At 72.4% G+C, this 17,358-nt stretch carries 15 protein-coding genes; 8 read left to right on the plus strand and 7 right to left on the minus strand.

Annotated features, from left to right (window positions below; genetic code table 11):
• The 4 genes from ACFY7C_RS33370 to ACFY7C_RS33385 all read right to left on the minus strand — a co-directional run.
• Positions 1-341 (minus strand): biotin carboxylase N-terminal domain-containing protein (locus ACFY7C_RS33370; RefSeq protein WP_389658178.1); only part of this gene is annotated, 341 nt, incomplete at its 3' end.
• Positions 342-495: 154 nt separating this feature from the next.
• Positions 496-1,488, minus strand: coding sequence for an aldo/keto reductase (locus tag ACFY7C_RS33375; RefSeq protein WP_389658181.1), 993 nt, complete (start codon positions 1,486-1,488; stop codon positions 496-498).
• A gap of 117 nt (positions 1,489-1,605) precedes the next feature.
• Entirely contained in the window at positions 1,606-2,538 is a 933-nt protein-coding gene (locus tag ACFY7C_RS33380; protein ID WP_389658184.1) for an NAD-dependent epimerase/dehydratase family protein, read from the minus strand.
• A gap of 32 nt (positions 2,539-2,570) precedes the next feature.
• The gene (locus ACFY7C_RS33385) at positions 2,571-3,494 is read right to left on the minus strand and encodes a ScbA/BarX family gamma-butyrolactone biosynthesis protein (RefSeq protein WP_389658187.1); all 924 of its coding nucleotides are present in this window, start codon (positions 3,492-3,494) and stop codon (positions 2,571-2,573) included.
• A gap of 453 nt (positions 3,495-3,947) precedes the next feature.
• On the opposite strand from ACFY7C_RS33385, the gene ACFY7C_RS33390 reads away from it, so the two are divergent.
• Positions 3,948-4,718 (plus strand): response regulator transcription factor, encoded by a 771-nt coding sequence (locus ACFY7C_RS33390; protein ID WP_389658189.1) that lies wholly within the window; start codon positions 3,948-3,950, stop codon positions 4,716-4,718.
• A 170-nt stretch (positions 4,719-4,888) separates the two neighbouring features.
• Entirely contained in the window at positions 4,889-5,569 is a 681-nt protein-coding gene (locus ACFY7C_RS33395; RefSeq protein ID WP_389658192.1) for a ScbR family autoregulator-binding transcription factor, read from the plus strand.
• A 163-nt stretch (positions 5,570-5,732) separates the two neighbouring features.
• Here the strand turns inward: ACFY7C_RS33395 and ACFY7C_RS33400 are convergent, their stop codons facing one another.
• Positions 5,733-6,323 carry a TetR family transcriptional regulator gene (locus tag ACFY7C_RS33400; RefSeq protein WP_389658195.1) on the minus strand — a complete coding sequence of 197 codons (591 nt, stop codon included), beginning with the start codon at positions 6,321-6,323 and terminating at the stop codon, positions 5,733-5,735.
• Between the two features lie 309 nt (positions 6,324-6,632).
• On the minus strand, positions 6,633-8,459 hold the full coding sequence (locus tag ACFY7C_RS33405) for an acyl-CoA dehydrogenase (RefSeq protein WP_389658198.1): 1,827 nt from the start codon (positions 8,457-8,459) through the stop codon (positions 6,633-6,635).
• A gap of 268 nt (positions 8,460-8,727) precedes the next feature.
• Here ACFY7C_RS33405 and ACFY7C_RS33410 point away from each other — a divergent pair, with 268 nt between their 5' ends.
• The 4 genes from ACFY7C_RS33410 to ACFY7C_RS33425 all read left to right on the plus strand — a co-directional run bounded on the left by ACFY7C_RS33410 (position 8,728) and on the right by ACFY7C_RS33425 (position 13,480).
• A complete protein-coding gene (locus ACFY7C_RS33410; RefSeq protein WP_389658201.1) occupies positions 8,728-9,423 on the plus strand; it encodes a ScbR family autoregulator-binding transcription factor in 696 nt (231 codons plus the stop codon).
• 101 nt (positions 9,424-9,524) lie between these two features.
• Positions 9,525-10,760 (plus strand): cytochrome P450, encoded by a 1,236-nt coding sequence (locus ACFY7C_RS33415; protein ID WP_389658204.1) that lies wholly within the window; start codon positions 9,525-9,527, stop codon positions 10,758-10,760.
• Positions 10,761-10,934: 174 nt separating this feature from the next.
• Positions 10,935-11,702 carry a ScbR family autoregulator-binding transcription factor gene (locus ACFY7C_RS33420; RefSeq protein WP_389658207.1) on the plus strand — a complete coding sequence of 256 codons (768 nt, stop codon included), beginning with the start codon at positions 10,935-10,937 and terminating at the stop codon, positions 11,700-11,702.
• Positions 11,703-11,794: 92 nt separating this feature from the next.
• Positions 11,795-13,480: a class I adenylate-forming enzyme family protein gene (locus ACFY7C_RS33425; RefSeq protein WP_389658210.1), complete on the plus strand. Its 1,686-nt coding sequence runs from the start codon at positions 11,795-11,797 to the stop codon at positions 13,478-13,480.
• 30 nt (positions 13,481-13,510) lie between these two features.
• Here the strand turns inward: ACFY7C_RS33425 and ACFY7C_RS33430 are convergent, their stop codons facing one another.
• Positions 13,511-14,785: a M6 family metalloprotease domain-containing protein gene (locus ACFY7C_RS33430; RefSeq protein WP_389658212.1), complete on the minus strand. Its 1,275-nt coding sequence runs from the start codon at positions 14,783-14,785 to the stop codon at positions 13,511-13,513.
• A gap of 238 nt (positions 14,786-15,023) precedes the next feature.
• Here ACFY7C_RS33430 and ACFY7C_RS33435 point away from each other — a divergent pair, with 238 nt between their 5' ends.
• Positions 15,024-15,698, plus strand: a complete 675-nt coding sequence (locus ACFY7C_RS33435) for a TetR/AcrR family transcriptional regulator (protein ID WP_389658215.1) — start codon at positions 15,024-15,026, stop codon at positions 15,696-15,698.
• An 84-nt stretch (positions 15,699-15,782) separates the two neighbouring features.
• Positions 15,783-17,312 (plus strand): MFS transporter, encoded by a 1,530-nt coding sequence (locus tag ACFY7C_RS33440; protein WP_389658218.1) that lies wholly within the window; start codon positions 15,783-15,785, stop codon positions 17,310-17,312.
• Positions 17,313-17,358 lie beyond the last annotated feature (46 nt).

Below are 17,358 nucleotides of genomic sequence, written 5' to 3' on the forward strand. Positions count from 1 at the left end.
TCGCCGAGGTCGCGGATGGCCTGCGGCGGGGGGCCGATCCAGATCAGTCCGGCGTCCAGGACGGCCTGGGCGAACTCGGCGTTCTCGGAGAGGAATCCGTATCCGGGGTGGACCGCGTCCGCCCCCGAATCCTTCGCCGCGGACAGCACCTTGTCGAAGTCCAGATAGCTGGTGGCCGGGGTGTCACCACCGAGTGCGAACGCCTCGTCCGCGGCCCTGACGTGCAGGGCGTCCCGGTCCGGGTCCGCGTAGACGGCCACGCTCGCGATCCCGGCATCCCGGCAAGCACGGGCCACCCGGACAGCGATTTCGCCACGGTTGGCGATGAGCACCTTGCGCACGATGCCTCACTTCTGCTGAGAGTACGAATACGTCCGGCCGGCCCCGCCCTTGTGGCGGGGCTCCCGGCCGGTCCTGCGGGTCGGTTCCGCCGCGGAAGGCACGTACCACCACACGGGCACGTGCCTCCACGGCGCGTTCAGCACGCGGACGTGCTCACCAGGCGTAGGCCTCCGGAGCCGGCTTGGCACCGTTCGGGCCGGGCGGCGGGAACAGCCGGTCCAGCTTCGCCAGCGTGTCGGCGTCGAGCCTGATCGTCAGGGCGCGCAGCGAGCCGTCGAGCTGCTCGGCGGTGCGCGGACCGATGATGGGGCCGGTCACGCCCTCCTGCGCGAGCAGCCAGGCGAGCCCGACGTGCGCGGGGTCCTCGCCGATGTCGGCGCACAGCTTCTCGTACGCCTCGACCGTGTCGCGGTGCTGGGCGAGCAGACCGGCGGAGTGACCCGAGGTGCCGCGGGCGGCGCCGCCCTCCTTCATCTTGCGCAGCACACCGCCGAGCACGCCGCCGTTCAGCGGCCCCCACGGGATCAGCCCGAGGCCGTAGTGCCGCGCCGCGGGCAGCACCTCGAGCTCGACCCAGCGGGTCATCAGGTTGTAGCGGGACTGCTCGCTGACCAGGCCGAGGAAGTGCCGGGAGCGGGCGGCCTCCTGCGCCTGGGCGATGTGCCAGCCGGCGAAGTTGGACGAGCCGAAGTAGAGCACCTTGCCCTGCTGGCGCAGGACGGAGAACGCCTCCCAGATCTCCTCCCACGGCGTGCTCCGGTCGACGTGGTGCATCTGGTACACGTCGATGTAGTCGGTGCCCAGGCGCTGGAGCGACGCCTCACAGGCGCGCCGGATGTTCAGTGCCGACAGATACGACTCGTTGGGCCAGTTGCCGGTGGGCAGGTAGACCTTGGTGGCGAGCACCGTCTTCTCGCGCCGCCCGTTGCCGCCGGCGAACCAGCGGCCGATGATCGGCTCGGTGGGCTGCTCGCCCGGCCGCGTGCCGTACACGTTGGCCGTGTCGAAGAAGTTGATGCCGCGGTCGTGCGCCCGGTCCATGATCGTGTGGCTGTCGGCCTCGGAGGTCTGCGACCCGAAGTTCATCGTGCCGAGCACGAGCCGGGACACGGACAGTCCGCTGCGCCCGAGGTTGGTGTATTCCACGTGTGCCAGTCCTTCAGATAGTGCTGGATCACCGACCGCGTGCCACGAGGCGGCGGCCGGGGCTGAGGGGTCTGCCGTACGGGCCCGGTCCGGGCCCCGCGGCGGGGGAGCGGGGGATCAGGCGGCTGCCGCCCGGTCCGGGTACCACTCCTTCATGCGGGTGAGGTCCTGTTCCCAGCCCCCGCCCGGGGTCCGGTCCAGGTCGGTCCAGAGCGGGGTGCTGTCGAACCAGTGGTCGGTGGCGAGCAGGTCGAGCGCGCGGGTGGCGGCCCCGTTCTCGGTCGGCAGGGCCCGGGCGTGCGCGAGGCTGATGCTCGGCCGGGCCGGCGGCGGCGCGGTGCGGTCGGCCACCGCGGCCAGCAGTGCGGACGCCGTGACCGGCTCGGGGTAGGCCGCGTGGTAGACGGAGGACGACAGCCGTTCGCGCGGGGCGAGGCCCACCGCCACCAGCAGCGCGGCCAGTTCGGTCACGCTGATGACGGAGAGCCGGGCGTCCCAGCCGGTCGGCGTGCCGGGCAGGGTCCGCAGGAGTCGGGTGAGTCCGGGGACGACCCAGGCGTCGCCGGGCCCGTAGACGAGGTGCGGTCGTACGACGATCCCGCCGGCGGCCAGGACGGCATCTTCCGCCTCGGCCCGGGTACGGGAGGTGGGTGACTGGGGCCGGCGGGGAAGCTGCTCGGGGCGGGCGCACCGGAAGATGCCCCGACCGTAGACGGAGGCGGTGCTGAGGTACACGATGCGGGACACTCCGGCGCGCTGCGCGTCGGCGACGAGGGCGGCGGTCCCCCGGGCGTTGACCGCCTCGTTAGCCTCGGGCGTCCCGCCGATCAGGGAGGCGCAGTGGAGCAGGACGTCGGCGCCGTCGCACAGGCCGTGCAACGAGTCCGGGTCCGCCAGGTCCGCCCGGACGATCCGGGCCCGGCCTTCGGCGGGAGGCCGGGGCGGCCGGTGGTGGGACATCAGGGTGAGCGAGCCGCCGGCGCGGGCCGCTTCGACGGTGACACGGGCGCCGATGAAGCCGCCCGCCCCGGTGATCAGGATGTTCCGCACAAGGGCGCTCCGGTCGCGTAACGAGTGACGGATCACCGGCCGCGGGTCCGCAGCGTGAGGTCGGCGACGAAGACCGTCTCGTCGCGCTGGGTCCCGCGGACCCGTACGTGGACGTCGCCGGCGGCGTCGACGGAGGTCGGCTCGGCCTCGACGAAGCAGGGCGCGTCGAGTTCGGCGTAGCGCGTGAAGGAGCTCTCCAGGTCGAGGACCAGGGTGTCGGGCATGCCGGTGACGGCGTGGGCGGCCTGGCGGGCGGCCTCCAGGAGCACCATGCCGGGCACGTGGTCGCAGAGGTGGTCGAAGAAGATCGGGTGGCTGCAGTCGACCCGCAGCTCCCACCGGTTGGCGGGGCCGCTCGGGTCCTCGGAGAGGACCACGTGCCGAGGGTCGGTGCGGCCCACGAGCGCCGGGTCGATCGGCACCCCCGGGAGGCGGTCGGCGCAGGTGGGCCGCTCCCCTCTCAGGCGCTTGTAGACGTTCGGCCCGGCCAGGGTGAAGGCGCCTCCGGCGGTGGCCAGGGCGACGCCGTCGACCTTCGCGGTCACGTCGAGGCGCATGCTGCGGAGGTCCTTGCCTCTGCGCACGATGTCGCGGCACACCGTGTGCAGCTCGACCTCGGTGGGGGTGGGCGTGGCGACGAACAGGTCCGTCGTGGCGGCGAACGATATGGACCGCATGAGGAACTGGTGGCCGAACGGGACTCCGTACTCGGCGTGCGCGAGCAAGGGCCCGCTCTGGCGCACCGATTCGACCAGCAGCATCGGGTCCTGGTAGCCGCCCGACTGGGCGAAGAGGGCGTGGCCGCGGGGCCACTGGGACCCGACCACGAAGGCGTGCGGGGTGGCCGTCGGCCGCCAGCCGGTGAGCAGGACCTCGGACACGGCGGCGCGGTGCACGTACTGGCGCGGAACGGTGGTGGTGAGACCCGTGATTGCGGTGTCGAGCATTGCAGTCATGGCTGGCGCTCCTGTCTGTTTTGGGCAGGGCGGAGCTGCTGAGTGCGGCAACAGCCCCCGGTCCACACACCCCACAAAATACAGACAGGTCTGTTGGGTAAATCAAGTAAAAAGTTGGGGTCGGGCGTGTCGGGGAGCGGAAGGGCAGACTCCGCCATCCTTGCGTGCTCTGGGCAATCAAGGCGCCACACACCGGGATTGACGAACAGGCAGTTTTGCCTGTTCTTGGCCAAGGCGTGACGAGGGCCGACCTGGCCGGTGAGCTGCGGCCGAGCTGGTGCACATCCGGACATCGTCTCGGTTTCCGCTGGTCAGAGGCTGCTACAGAGCTTCGACACGACCCTCTGTCCTCGCATTGACAATCAGACAAGTCTGTTTGGTATCTTCACAAAGCACCTGAACTTCGAGACGAGCATGTGGCAGTCAGCGATCGCCCCGCTCCAGGAGGACCGGATGAACCAGCAGGTAGCCGACCTACCCGATTCCCACACCGTGCGGCATCACCCCGTGCCCCAGCACACCCACCCGGCCGTGCCGCGACTGCACGTCCCGGTCGAGCACCCTGCCCTGCGCATCCTGGTCGTCGAGAACGAGGAGCGTTCGGCCAAGGCGCTGGTCCAGGACCTGATACGGAGGGGCTATCGCGCCGACAGCGTGACCACCGGGAGCCAGGCGCTCCAGGTGCACCGGCAAGCCGATCTGATCCTCCTCGACCTCGACCTCACCGACCTGGACGGCCTCGAGGTCTGCCGGAGCATCCGGGCGATGAGCGACACCCCGATCATCGCGGTCACCGAGCGCGGCAGCGAGCTCGACCGTGTCCTCGGGCTGCAGGCCGGCTCGGACGACTACATGGTCAAACCCTACGGATTCCACGAACTCCTCGCCCGCATCGGGGCGGTGATGCGCCGGGTGCGGCCCTCGCCGACCGCCCGGATCATCGAGCACGGCCCGCTGCGCATCGACGCCGACACCCGCAAGGTCACACTGCACGGCCGGCCCGTGGACCTCACGCGCAAGGAGTTCGACCTGCTGCACGCGCTCGCGATCCAGCCGGGTGCCGTGGTCTCCCGGCGGCAGCTGATGACCCAGGTCTGGGACGACGCCTGGTCGCACAAGGGCCGCACCATCGACACCCACGTCAGCAGCGTGCGGGGCAAGCTCGGATCCAGCCACTGGATCGTGACCGTACGGGGTGTCGGTTTTCGCCTGGGCAACCCGTGAGCGGGCCGCACCGGGCCGGCGCAGAGGTCGTGGTCGCCGGTACCGGAACATGCGGCGGAACTGCGTAGTCTGTCAGGTCTCGCTTCACGGGCCCCCTGGTCAGCCGGGCAAGGGCAAGTACAATGCAGACTTGTCTGTATCGTTCATTGGCTAGTGGCAAGGATCCATGTATGGCGAAGCAGGAACGCGGAACGCGATCGCGGCAAGCGATCCTGGAGGCTGCCGCTGAGGTGTTCGACCTTCGTGGGTTCGAGGCCGCGAGCACCAACGAGATCCTCGCGCTCAGCGGTCTGACGCGCGGAGCCCTCTACCACCACTTCCCCTCCAAAGAGTCGATCGCGGTGGCGCTGCTCGACGCGCACAGCGGGGCCCTCCTCGCCCCCGAGCGGTCGACCAAGCTGCAGTCGATCATCGACCTGAGCTTCGCGTTCGCCGGCCGGCTCCAGTGCGATCCCGTGCTGCGGGCCAGCGTGCGGCTGGCCCTGGAGGCCGCGTTCCCGTTTCCGGGAAAGACGCCGTACGAGCAGTCGAGCGCGGCCACCCGTGAGCTCCTCGAGGAGGCCCAGGAGCGGGGCGAGGTCCTGCCGGGCCTGAATCTGGGCGAGGTCACCGACGTCATCGTCGGGGCGTTCACCGGCATGCAGCTGATGTCGCAGGTGTACACCCAGCGCGAGGACCTGCCCGAGCGCGTCACCGCGATGTGGCGGCTCCTGCTGCCGGGCCTGGTCACCCCCGGCATGATCGGCAATCTGCGGGTCTCCCCGCCCTCCGCCGCCGAGGTCGCCGCCGACGAGGCCCGCGCCGAGGCGGTCGCGGCGTCCGCCGCGGAGTCCCCGACGCCCGCTCCGTAGCGCTCCGTTCCGCTCCGTAGCGCCCCGCCCGCCGGTCCGACGAACCGCTCCGCACCCGCCCGCCGCCCTCGCCTTCCCGGCGAGGGCGGCGGCCGTCTGTGCGGGGCGTGTGGGGCGGGGGCCCGGTGCGCGCGTGCGCTCCCGCCGGCCGTACGGGGCCATCTCAGTGCGACTGGCTCGGCACGCCCAGCGCGGCGCCGCGCGGGAGTTCGGCCTCCGAGCCGGTGAGGGCGCCGTCCACGGCGCCGGGCCGCCAGTCGTCCGAGAAGAGCGGGAGCAGCACGTCCCATATCCGCTCGGTGTTCTCCCTGCTCCACCAGGCCGTGTCGGTGTACCCGAGGGACTCCAGACCCGCGGTGACCACGACCGCCAGGTCCGCGAGGACGTCCTGATCGGGGCGCTCGGGGGACTCCGTCAGCACCTCGGTCCGCACCCGCGCCAGCACCTCGTCCCGCAGCCGGGGCGGGGTGTCGGTGCCGTCGGCCGCCAGCCGCAGCCCGGCCCGAACCAGCTGATCGTCCGTCAACGCTCTGCCCAGCGCGACGCTGAAGCGCGCCGGCGCGTCCGCGCCGCGCTCGCCGAAGCTGTCGTCGGCCAGCGCGAGGACGCGGTCCTGCGCCTGAGCGTGCACCTCCGCCACCAACTCCGCGATGGACGGGAAGTGATGGTAGAGCGCGCCACGGCTCACGCCGGCGGTGTTGCAGATGTTGACCAGTCCTGCGTCGGCGAGTCGGCCGTTCGCGATGAGTTCCACGGCGGCACGCACGAGTGCCTGACGGGTCGTTTGCGACCGTTTTTGCATCGCGCATGCCCCTTGCCCGGTACGACAGCTCTCAGTACGACATCCCCCTGTGTGAGGAGACGCCGAAAGCGTCTCCCGCAGCAAGAACCATACAGCCATGCCTGTTTCAATGGACACCCACCGAAGGGTTTGCATCCCAATTTCCACAGAAGACGGCCGGTTCCTGCTGTTGAGCGCCGTGTACGCGTCAAGCGGGCCGGATCTGGTTCACCCAACCGACATACAGGTCTGTTTGTTTTTTGAGGCGCGTCCGACCCCGGATCAGGCCCCGAAGCGGTCCAGATAGTCCGCGTTCGCCAGCGGGGTCGCCGCCAGGAACTCCTCCGGGAGGTCGAAGGCGTCCACGAGCGTCATCAGATGCGGGGCCAGATCCGCGATCACGTGGTCCGTCGTGCTGTGGAGAGCCTCCACGTGGGCGGCGGTGAGGTGGCCCGCGACGAGGAGGTCGCCGGTGTGCGGGCGGAGCTCCTGGAGGAGGAAGAGCCGGGCGACGTTCTCCAGCAGGAAGCGGGTGCGGGGCGCGCTCGCGCGGGCGGTCGCGGCGAGCAGGGCGTCGGCGGCGCGCACGCGGGCGTGGGCGGCGACCATCTCCAGGGCGGCGCCGGAGGTCTCGTTCCAGCGGCCGACGGGATCGCCGGAGGGGCCGCCGCGCAGGGCGGCGCGGGCCCGGGTCTGCCAGACCCGCTCGACGCAGGCGTGCAGGTCCCGCAGGAAGGCGAGGTCGGTGAGCTCGCCCCGGGGCGCGGGCGCGGCACCGGCCTCGTGGGCGAAGAGCATCTCGGAGGCGGCCTTGACCCAGATCACCAGGTTGTCGCCCTCGGCGGTGATGCCGCCCTCGACGTTCAGGGGCAGGTCGGCGATGCCGTTCCCCGGGAAGAGGCCCTGCGCCCCGCACCGCTCGCGGGCCTCGACGGTGATGTCACGGGCCTGCCAGGTGATCCAGCCCTTGGCGACGGCGATCAGCCGCTCGACCTCCTCGCGCTCCTCGGCGTCGGTGGGGTCGTGTGCGGCCCAGCGGTCGAGGACGGAGCGGTGCAGGAAGGTCATCGCGTAGGCGGTGGCGAGGGAGTGCAGCAGCCGGCCGTGGTGGCTGCGGTGGGCGGCGAGGGGCATCCGCTCGCCGGCCCGGGGGGCGCCGATCCGCCGGTGGTGGGCATAGCGGACGGCGATGGCGAGCGCGGCGCGGGCCATGCCGAGGGTGCCGCCGCTCATGCAGAGCTTGCCCATGGTGACCCGGCCGACGGAGCGCAGGAACCGCTTGCGGCGGTTGCCGAGGCTGCTGGTGAGGCGGCCGTCCTTGTCGAGGCGGCCGTGGGCGGCCTCCAGCATGGCCTCGCGGGGGAGCCGTACGTGGTCGAAGGCGGTGAGGCAGTGGTCGACGGGGGTGCCGGTGCGGTCGGGCAGCCGGCTGACCCGTATGCCGGGCAGATGGCCCTCGGCGTCGCTGAGCGGGGTGAGGAAGAGGAAGATCCCCTGGTCCTGGCCGTCGATCAGCAGCCGGGCGGCGACCACGGCGGTCTTGGGGCCGCCGGCCAGGCTGGTGTTGGGCATGAATTTGCGCGCCCCGGGGTTGGGGGTGTGCAGGACGAATCCACCGGTCGCGCGGTCGAGGACGGCGACGGTCTCCAGGGAGGTGACGTCGTTGCCGTGGGCGAGTTCGGTGCACAGGAAGGTGCCGGTGCGCTCCATCGCGGTGTACGGGGAGAGGTCCCGCCGGTATCCGTCGTGGTCGAGGAGGCTGCCGAGGAAGAGGTTGTAGTGGATGCTCGCCAGGGTGCACAGGCCGCCGTCGACGAAGCCGGTCCACTCGTGCAGGGCGGCGAGGCGGCGGGCGTCGTAGCTGAGCGCCTCGGCCCCGGCGCCGGCAACGGTGTCGTTGACCAGGCGCAGCCGCTCGTAGGAGAGGTCGGTGCGCTCGGCGGGGGTGAGTCCGGTGCGGGGGGCGAAGGCCTCGCCGGAGATCAGCCGGCGCCACTCGCCGTGGACCCGCTCGCGGTCGTCCCCGTCGAAAAGCAGACAGGTGAGCTCCTCCGCGCCGCCGCTCTCGTCGGCGCCTTGTCTGAGCGGCGCTTCCGCGTGCTGGAGCATCGAATCTCCCCCGATGTGAGTGGGCCCGACAGGGGTCTGGGTGGCCGATGACGAAGATATGGACCATCCGGTTTTCTTTCAACATTCTTGTCAAACCGGTTGGATGGTTTTATTCTCGAAATGTGGACGTGTGAAGGATTGAGGATTGCCCGGGCTCACCCTACTGCGACGGGAGTTCGAGTGGGCGCGGTACCGTCCCAGCACCCCATGTGAGCCGTCGGAATACCAACCTCCCGGTCTTCTTCGTCCGTGAGGTACGGAGGATGCAGTGGCACAACAGGAGCGGGCCATCCGCACACGCCAGAAGATCGTGATGGCCGCCGCCGAGCTCTTCGACGAGGTCGGCTACGAGGCCGCGACGATCTCCGAGGTCCTCAAGAAGTGCGGCGTCACCAAGGGCGCCCTGTACTTCCACTTCTCCTCCAAGGAGGAGCTCGCCCAGGAGGTCCTCGCGGGCCAGGTCGCGGCGCTGCCGCCGGTCCCGCGGCGCGAGCTCCACCTCCAGCAGTTCACCGACGAGGCGCTGGTCCTCGCCCATCTGCTGCACCTCGGCGACCCGATGGTGCGCGGCAGCGTGCGCCTCACCGTGGACCAGGGATCGCCGCACGACGGCCTCGACCGCCGCGTTCCCATGCAGGGCTGGATCGACCACAATGTGGACGTCCTCACGCGGGCCAAGGACGCCGGTGAGCTGCTGCCGCACGTCGACATCCCGTCCGCCGCCACCCTGTTCGCCGGGAGTTTCACCGGGGTTCAGGTCCTGTCCAAGATCATGACGAACCATGCGGACCTGGTGGAGCGGGTGGCCGACCTCATGCGGACGCTCCTCAGCGCCATCGCGGTCCCCGGGGTGCTGCTCCGCCTGGACTTCACCTCCGGGCGCGCGGAGCAGGCGTACGGGGAGGCCGTGCGGCTGCGCACCTCGGCGGCGGCACTCCCGGACGCGAGCCCGGCGTCCGCCTGACGCGGGCTCACCACAGGGGAGGGGAAGTCCGGTTCTCCTCGGTTGCGTGTGCGGTGGGGGCACGCACGGAACGCAAGGACACCCGAATGGAGAGTGCACACATGGACACGGCTTCCTGCCCGTACGCGCTGGACGTGACCGGTCGAGACCTGGCCGGCGAGGCCGCCGTACTCCGAGAACGCGGTCCCGCCGCCGAGATCGAACTGCCCGGCGGCGTCCGCGCCTGGGCCGTCGTCGGCCAGGAACACGTCGAGCGGCTCCTCGTCGACCCCCGCGTCTCCAAGGACGCCCGCCGCCACTGGCCCGCCTTCGTCGAGGGCCGGATCACGCCGGAGTGGCCGCTCTACCCGTGGGTCGCCAACGAGAACATGCTCTTCTCCTACGGGGCCGAGCACGCCCGGCTGCGCCGCCTGGTCGCCGCCGCGTTCACCGCCCGCCGCACCGCCGCCCTCCGGCCCCGGGTCGAGGAGATCGCGAGCACGCTCCTCGACGGCCTCGCGCCCCGCCTCGCCTCCGGCGAGCCGGTCGAACTGCGCACCGGATACGCCGAGTCGCTGCCCCTCCAGGTCATCTGCGAGCTCTTCGGCGTCGCCGAAGGCACCACCCGCGACGAGCTCACCGCCGCCCTGCGCACCGTCTTCAGCTCCAGCGTCAGCGCCGAGACCATGGAGGCCGCGCGCGGCACCGCCTTCCGGCTGCTGGGCGAACTCGTGGCCGCCCGTCGCCGGCAGCCCGGCGACGACCTGACCTCCTCCCTGATCGCCGCGCGCGACGGCGCCGACGCCCTCACCGAGAACGAACTCCTCGGCTCGCTCTTCCTGTTGATCGCCGCCGGTCAGGACACCACCGCCACCCTCGTCGTCAACGCCACCGCCGCGCTGCTCACCCATCCCGAGCAGCTCGCCCACGTCCGCGCCGGCCGCGCGACCTGGGACGACGTGGTCGACGAGACCATGCGCATCCACAGCCCCGCCGCCTACTCGCCGCTGCGCTTCGCCGTCGAGGACATCGAGCTCGACGGGGTGACGATCGCCCAGGGCGACCCGATCCTGGTCAACTTCGCCGCCGCCGGCCTGGATCCGCGGCGCTACGGAGCCGACGCCGCCCGCTTCGACCTGCTGCGCACCGACCGCGACGTCCTCGGCTTCGGCCACGGCGTGCACCGCTGCCTCGGCGCCCCGCTCGCGACCCTGGAGGCCACGGTCGCCCTCGCCGCGCTCTTCGAGCGCTTCCCCGACCTGGAACTCGCCTGCGACCCGAAGGAGTTGGCGCCGCTGCCGACGTTCCTGCTCAACGGGTACGGGGCCCTTCCGGTACGGAACGCCGGGCGCGGCTGAGGCCCGCGGCCGCACGGTCCGGGGGCCCGCCCCCGGCGGTGCGGCCGCAAGTCCGGCGCCCGGTCCTTCCGTTGAACTTTTCCGTCGACCGGAAAACCGCTTATCCGGTTTGTTACAGTGGCGGCTGAAAGTGACACGTGTTGGCACCCCCGCGGCGTAGTGACGGAGTCCCCCTTGGCCAAGCAGGAGCGGGCGATTCGGACCCGCAACGCCCTCGTCGAGTCCGCTGCCGCGCTCTTCGACCGGGACGGCTTCGAGGTCGCCTCGCTGGCGACCATCAGCGCCCGTGCCGGGGTCAGCAGCGGGGCCCTGCACTTCCACTTCCCCAGCAAGGCGGCGCTGGCCGAAGCGGTCGTCGCGGCGGCCGGTGAGCGTCTGGTGCGGATCACCCGGGAGCGCGACGCGCTGCCGCTGCAGGCCCTGATCGACGCCAGTCACGAGCTGGTCCAGGGCCTGCGGTCCGACGCCGTGCTGCGCGCCGGCTTCGACCTGAGCGCCGACCCGGAGCGCACGAGGACCGCGCGGGACCTGCGCCGGCAGTGGCGCGAGTGGGTCGAGTCCCTGGTCGTCCGGGCCGAGCAGACGGGGCTGCTCGCCCCGGACGTGGCGGCCCGTGACGTGGCGGCGGCGGTGGTGGCGGTGGCCGCCGGGCACGAGGCCCTCGGCCACCAGGATCCGCGCTGGCTGGAGAACGCGCCGCTGACCCGGTTCTGGGCCTTCCTGCTGCCCCGGGTGGTCGGCGCCGCCCGGGTCGGCCTGTTCGTGGCCTCGGGTGACCCGGAGGCGGAGCCCGCCGCCGGGGCCGACACCGAGCCCGGAAGCGCTGCGTCGGGGGCCGCCGAGTCCGGAAGCGCCGAGTCCGGGGCCGCCGCTCCCGCCGAGGCGGAGCCCGAGGCCCAGGGGAGGACGGCGTCCGAAGCCCCGGCCGACGTCCGCTCTTGACCGGCCGGGACACCCCCGCCTAGCGTCGCTTTCCGGGTCCGGGCGCGCGCTCGGACGCCGGCAGTCGGGAAGACGGAAAGAAGGCCCTCACCGTGGTCGAGCCCCACACGGACCTCCCCACCGCCGCTTCCGCCCCTCCCGTCGCCCGCGTCGACCCCGCCCCCGACCCGCTCGCCGCTCCGGGCGCGCCCTTCGCCGTCGACGACGGCGTGTACACCGGCGGCCCGCGGACCCTGCGGGAGTTCGTGGAGGCCGTCTGGGGCTTCGGCGACCGGCCCTTCCTCGTCTCCGAGGACGGCGTGACGGGCTACCGCGAGTTCTTCGACGCCGCCTGCGGCCTCGCCCGCCGGCTCGTCGACGTGCACGGCCTGCGCCCCGGCGACCGCGCCGTCGTCGCGATGCGCAACCACCCGGAGTGGCAGGTCGCCTTCTGGGCCGCCCAGCTCGCCGGCCTCGTCGCCGTTCCGCTGAACGCCTGGTGGACCGAGGACGAGTTCGCCCACGCCCTCGACGACTGCGCGCCCCGCGCCCTGCTCGTGGACGGCGAGCGGGTCCCGCGCGTCGCCGCCTGGGCCGCCGCCCGCTCCGTACCCGGGATCGTCTTCCACGAGGAGCCGGGCCGGCCGCTGCCCGAGGGCTTCGAGCCGTACGTCCCCGACACCGACCCGCTCCTCGGGCCGCCGGCCGTGGACGTGCTGCCCGAGCACGACGCCACGATCATGTACACCTCCGGCACCACCGGCCGCCCCAAGGGTGCCGTCGCCACCCACCTCGCCCAGGCGGGGGCGGCGATGCACCCCCGCTACTTCGCGGCCGCCTCCGCGCTTCGCCGCGGCGAGCGGCCCGGCGCGGCACCGGCGCCCGTCTCGCTCACCACGTTCCCCCTCTTCCACGTGGCCGCCTTCACCTCCTTCTACTCGGTCATGGCGGCCGGCGGCACCCTCGTCCTCATGCGCAAGTGGGACCCCGCCAAGGCCCTGGAGCTGATCCGCGTCCACCGCGTCACCCACTACGCCGGCGTCCCGACCACCGCCCTCCAGCTGCTCGACCTCGCCGAGCGCACCGGCGACCCGCTGGAGACGCTCACCCTGCTCAGCACCGGGGGAGCGCCGGCCCCGCCCGCGATCACCGCGCGGCTCACCGCCGCGTACGGGGAACGGATCGAGCCCCGCAACGGCTACGGCCTGACCGAGACCTGCGGCGGTGTGCTCGCCAACTTCGGCGCCGAGTACCGCGCCCATCCCGGCAGCGTGGGCCGGCCCTCCCCGGCCACCGAGGTGCGGATCGAGCGGCCGGACGCCGACGGCGTCGGCGAACTGTGGCTGCGCGGCCAGTCCCTGGTCCGCGGCTACTGGAACGACGAGGCGGCCACTCGCGCCGCCTTCACCCCGGACGGCTGGTTCCGCACCGGCGACCTCGCGCACCTCCGTCAGGGGCGGGTCACCGTCGTCGACCGGATCAAGGACATGGTGATCCGGGGCGGCGAGAACGTGTACTGCGTCGAGGTCGAGGGCGTCCTCCAGGATCATCCGGACGTCGCCGAGGCCGCGGTCCTCGGCGTCCCGCACCCGCTGCTCGGCGAGGAGGTCGCGGCCGCGGTCCGGCTCCGGCCGGGCGCGACGGCGGGCCCCGAGGAGCTGCGGGCGCATGTGGCGGCGCGGCTCGCCGCGTTCAAGGTGCCCGCGCACCTCGTCGTACGGGAGGCGGAGCTGCCCCGCAACGCGGCCGGGAAGGTCCTCAAGCGCGCGCTGCGCGCCGAGCTGACGGCCTCGGACTGACAGGACGACGGTGCCCGGGAGGGCCTCGGCTCAGGAGCGCGAGACGCGGATCCGGAAGCCGCCGGTCGCCGTGTCCTCGCCGAGGACGGTGATGCGGACGCCGTTGGCCCGGTCGGTGAAGGTCTCGCCGGTCCGGAACGGTGCGTCGGACAGCTCGGCGTGGACGTTGGGCCGCCGGGTGCAGCCGCCGGTGCCCCGGTCGCTGTCGGCGACGGTGACCGGCCCGTGGCCGGTGTCCACGTCCGTGTCGACCCGGTAGACCAGCACGCCCGGCTTGCAGACCGCCTCGTCGTTGCCCTCGCGGGTGCGGACCTCGGCCGCGTAGCCGGAGGTGCCGGAGAGCGGGACGAAGGCGAGCTTGCGGCCGCCGGTCCTGGCGAGCGGGGTGAGGGTGTACTCGAAGTCACCGGTGCGCGAGGCGCAGCCGACCTGCTCGTCGTCGAGCCAGCCGAGCTTCCACTTGTGCCAGCCGAGCAGGTCGTTGTTGGCCCCCCAGTCCTCGGACATGATGTCCCAGTGCCCGACGGTGCCGCCGCCGTCGACGGTGTAGAGGTCGGGCAGTCCGAAGACATGGCCGTTCTCGTGCGGCAGGACCCGGTAGCCGGTCTCCGCGTACGACCCCGATCCGTCGTCCTGCCGGCTGTAGACGAAGGACGTGTTGGCGAGCGGGACGCCGTCGGCGAAGGGGGCGTCGTCGTTGCCGGAGAAGGTCACGGACAGCACGGTGTCGAGGGCCGAGGGCCCGGCGTTCGGGGTGACGAGGACGTTCACCAGGTCGTACGCGCTGAAGTCCACCTTCGCGTCGGCGGCCTTCACGATGTCCTCGACCAGGCCGCGGTAGCCCGGCTCGTAGGGTGAGCCGCGCTCGACCCCGTACGAGGTGAAGGGGCGGGGCATCCGCAGCCAGTCGGGTATCGGGGTCTCGGGGTGGTACTGCAGGCGCCCGTAGGAGCTGACGCGGAACCAGTCGGAGGTCTGCGGGAAGAACTCGCGGTAGCGGCTCATGGCCGTGCCCTGGCCGGGGGCGTCGGGGAAGTCGACCATCAGGTTGAGGGCCTTGATCCGGCCGGTGGAGCGGGCGTAGCCGGGGGCGGTGGGCATTCCCTCCGACATCTGCACACCCATCGTCGTGGCGATCCGGCACGGTCCCAGCGGCGAGTCCCCGGGTGCGGCGGCCACCGGGCCCGCGGAGGCGGGGGCGGGGCCGGGCAGGGTCGTGCTGGCCGTGGCCAGGGTGGCGAGCGCGAGGGCGCTCGCCGAAGCCAGGGCGATGGGTCTGCGTATCCGTCGGCGGGTCTCCTGCATGCGGTCGCCCTCTCTGTCCGAGCGCCGGTGCGATCGGCGCCGTGCGATCAGCCTGAGCGGGCGGTCCGGGGAGCGCGCGCCGAGTGGCCCGACCGGGCGATGTGACCCAGGTCACCTTCGAACCGGGAAATAACCGGGGAGCGAGTCCCCGTTTAGCCCTGTGTCCGGCAAAACGGGGAATCCTTCCCCGGATCACGTCCACGGTCGCCGGATCACTTCACAGGCAGGGAGAAGCGACGTGAGCACCAGCACCGCCGGCCCGGCCCCCACGGGGCCCGTCCGCCGTGTACCCCGCCCGCGGGCCGACGCCCTGCGCAACCGCGAGCGGATCGTCACGGCGGCCCGGGAGATGTTCGTCGAGTTCGGCGCCCAGGTGCCGCTGGACGAGATCGCCCGCCGCGCCGGGGTCGGCAACGCCACGCTCTACCGCAACTTCCCCGAGCGCGCCGAGCTCGTCCGCGAGGTCGTGCTCTCCCTCATGGCCCGGGTCACCGAGCGGGCCCTGGAGGCCGCCGAGCAGGAGAGCGACCCCTTCGCCGCGCTCCGCCGCTTCACCCACGCCGCCGCCGACGAGCGGGTCGGCGCCCTGTGCCCGATGCTCGACGGCGACTTCGACAAGGACCACCCGGATCTGCGGGCCGAGCGCGAGCGCGTCGAGGAGGCCGTGCAGGGCCTCGTCGACCGGGCACAGGCGGCCGGCCGGATGCGCGCCGACGTCGGTGTCGGCGACCTGATGGTCGCGCTCTCCCAGCTGACCCGGCCGCTGCCCGGCACGGCCTGCGTGAACATGGACCGCTTCGTCCACCGTCATCTCCAGCTGTTCCTCGACGGCCTGGAGGCCCCGGCCCGCTCCCTGCTGCCCGGCACGCCCGCGACTCTGGAGGACCTGAGGCGCGACGCCTGCGAGGCGTGAGCTCGCCCGTACCCCGAACACCCCCGTAAATCCGCCCCCGTACGTCCTTTTCTCACCGTTCCGCGCCAAGAGGTGGCTACCCCCATGTCAAAAACCGATACCGCCCCGCCGGCCCAGGCCGACCCCAGCCGCTGGAAAGCCCTGCTCTTCATCGCCCTCGCCCAGCTGATGGTCGTGCTCGACGCGACGATCGTGAACATCGCGCTGCCCTCCGCCCAGCACGACCTGGGGATATCGGACGGCAACCGCCAGTGGGTCATCACCGCCTACGCGCTGGCCTTCGGCGGTCTGCTGCTGTTCGGCGGCCGCGTCGCCGACCTGTGGGGCCGCAAGCGCACCTTCGTGGTCGGCCTGATCGGCTTCGCCGCGGCCTCCGCCCTCGGCGGCGCCGCGAGCGGCGAGGCCATGATGCTCGGCGCCCGCGCGCTGCAGGGCGCGTTCGGCGCGCTGCTCGCCCCGGCCGCCCTCTCCCTGCTCGCGGTGATGTTCACCGACGGCAAGGAGCGCGCCAAGGCCTTCGGCATCTACGGTGCGATCGCCGGCGGCGGTGGCGCCGTGGGCCTGATCCTCGGCGGCGTCCTCACCGAGTACCTGGACTGGCGCTGGACCTTCTTCGTCAACATCCCGTTCGCGGTCGTCGCCGCGGCCGGGGCCTACTTCGTGATCCGCGAGCCGTCCGGCGGCCGCAACCGCGCGCCGCTCGACGTCCCCGGCGTGGTCCTGTCCACCCTCGGCCTGGTCTCCCTGGTCTACGGCTTCACCCGCGCCGAGTCCGACGGCTGGTCGGACCCGCTGACGATCGGCCTGTTCATCGCCTCGGCCGTGCTGCTCGCCGGCTTCGCCGCCGTCGAGGCGGTGGTGAAGTCCCCGCTGCTGCCGCTGCGCGTGGTCACCGACCGCAACCGCGGCGGGGTGTACCTCTCCCTCGGTCTCGCCGTCATCGCGATGTTCGGGCTGTTCCTGTTCCTGACCTACTACCTCCAGGTCGTGAAGGGGTACTCGCCGGTCAGGACGGGCTTCGCGTTCCTCCCGATGATCGCGGGCATGATCGTCGGCTCCACCCAGATCGGCACCCGCCTGATGACCCGGGTCCCGCCGCGGCTCCTGATGGGGCCGGGCTTCCTCACCGCCGCCGTCGGCATGCTGCTCCTGACGCAGCTGGAGGTCGACTCCTCGTACGCCGGTCTGATCCTGCCGGCGCAGCTGCTGCTCGGCCTCGGCATGGGCACGGCGTTCATGCCGGCCATGTCCCTCGCGACGCACGGGGTCGACCCGCGCGACGCCGGTGTGGCCTCCGCGATGGTCAACACCTCGCAGCAGGTCGGCGGTGCCATCGGTACGGCGCTGCTCAACACGATCGCCGCCTCGGCGACCACCGCGTACCTCACCGACCACGCGGCGGGCGCGACCACCCCGGCGGCGCAGAAGCTGCTCCAGCTCCAGGGCATGGTCGAGGGCTACTCGGCCGCCATCTGGTGGGCGGTCGGCATCCTGGTGGTCTCCGCGACGCTGGCGGTGACCCTGATCAACACCGGCAAGCCGGGAACGGGCACCGTGGCGGCCTCCGGCACCGGCGGACAGGACGAGGTGAAGGTGCCGGTGCTCGCCCACTGACCCTCGGGCTCGGCCCCGTTCCCCCTCTGGCGCGTCACCTGCCCTG

It is taken from the genome of Streptomyces sp. NPDC012769 (assembly GCF_042901205.1).
Lineage (GTDB): Bacteria > Actinomycetota > Actinomycetes > Streptomycetales > Streptomycetaceae > Streptomyces.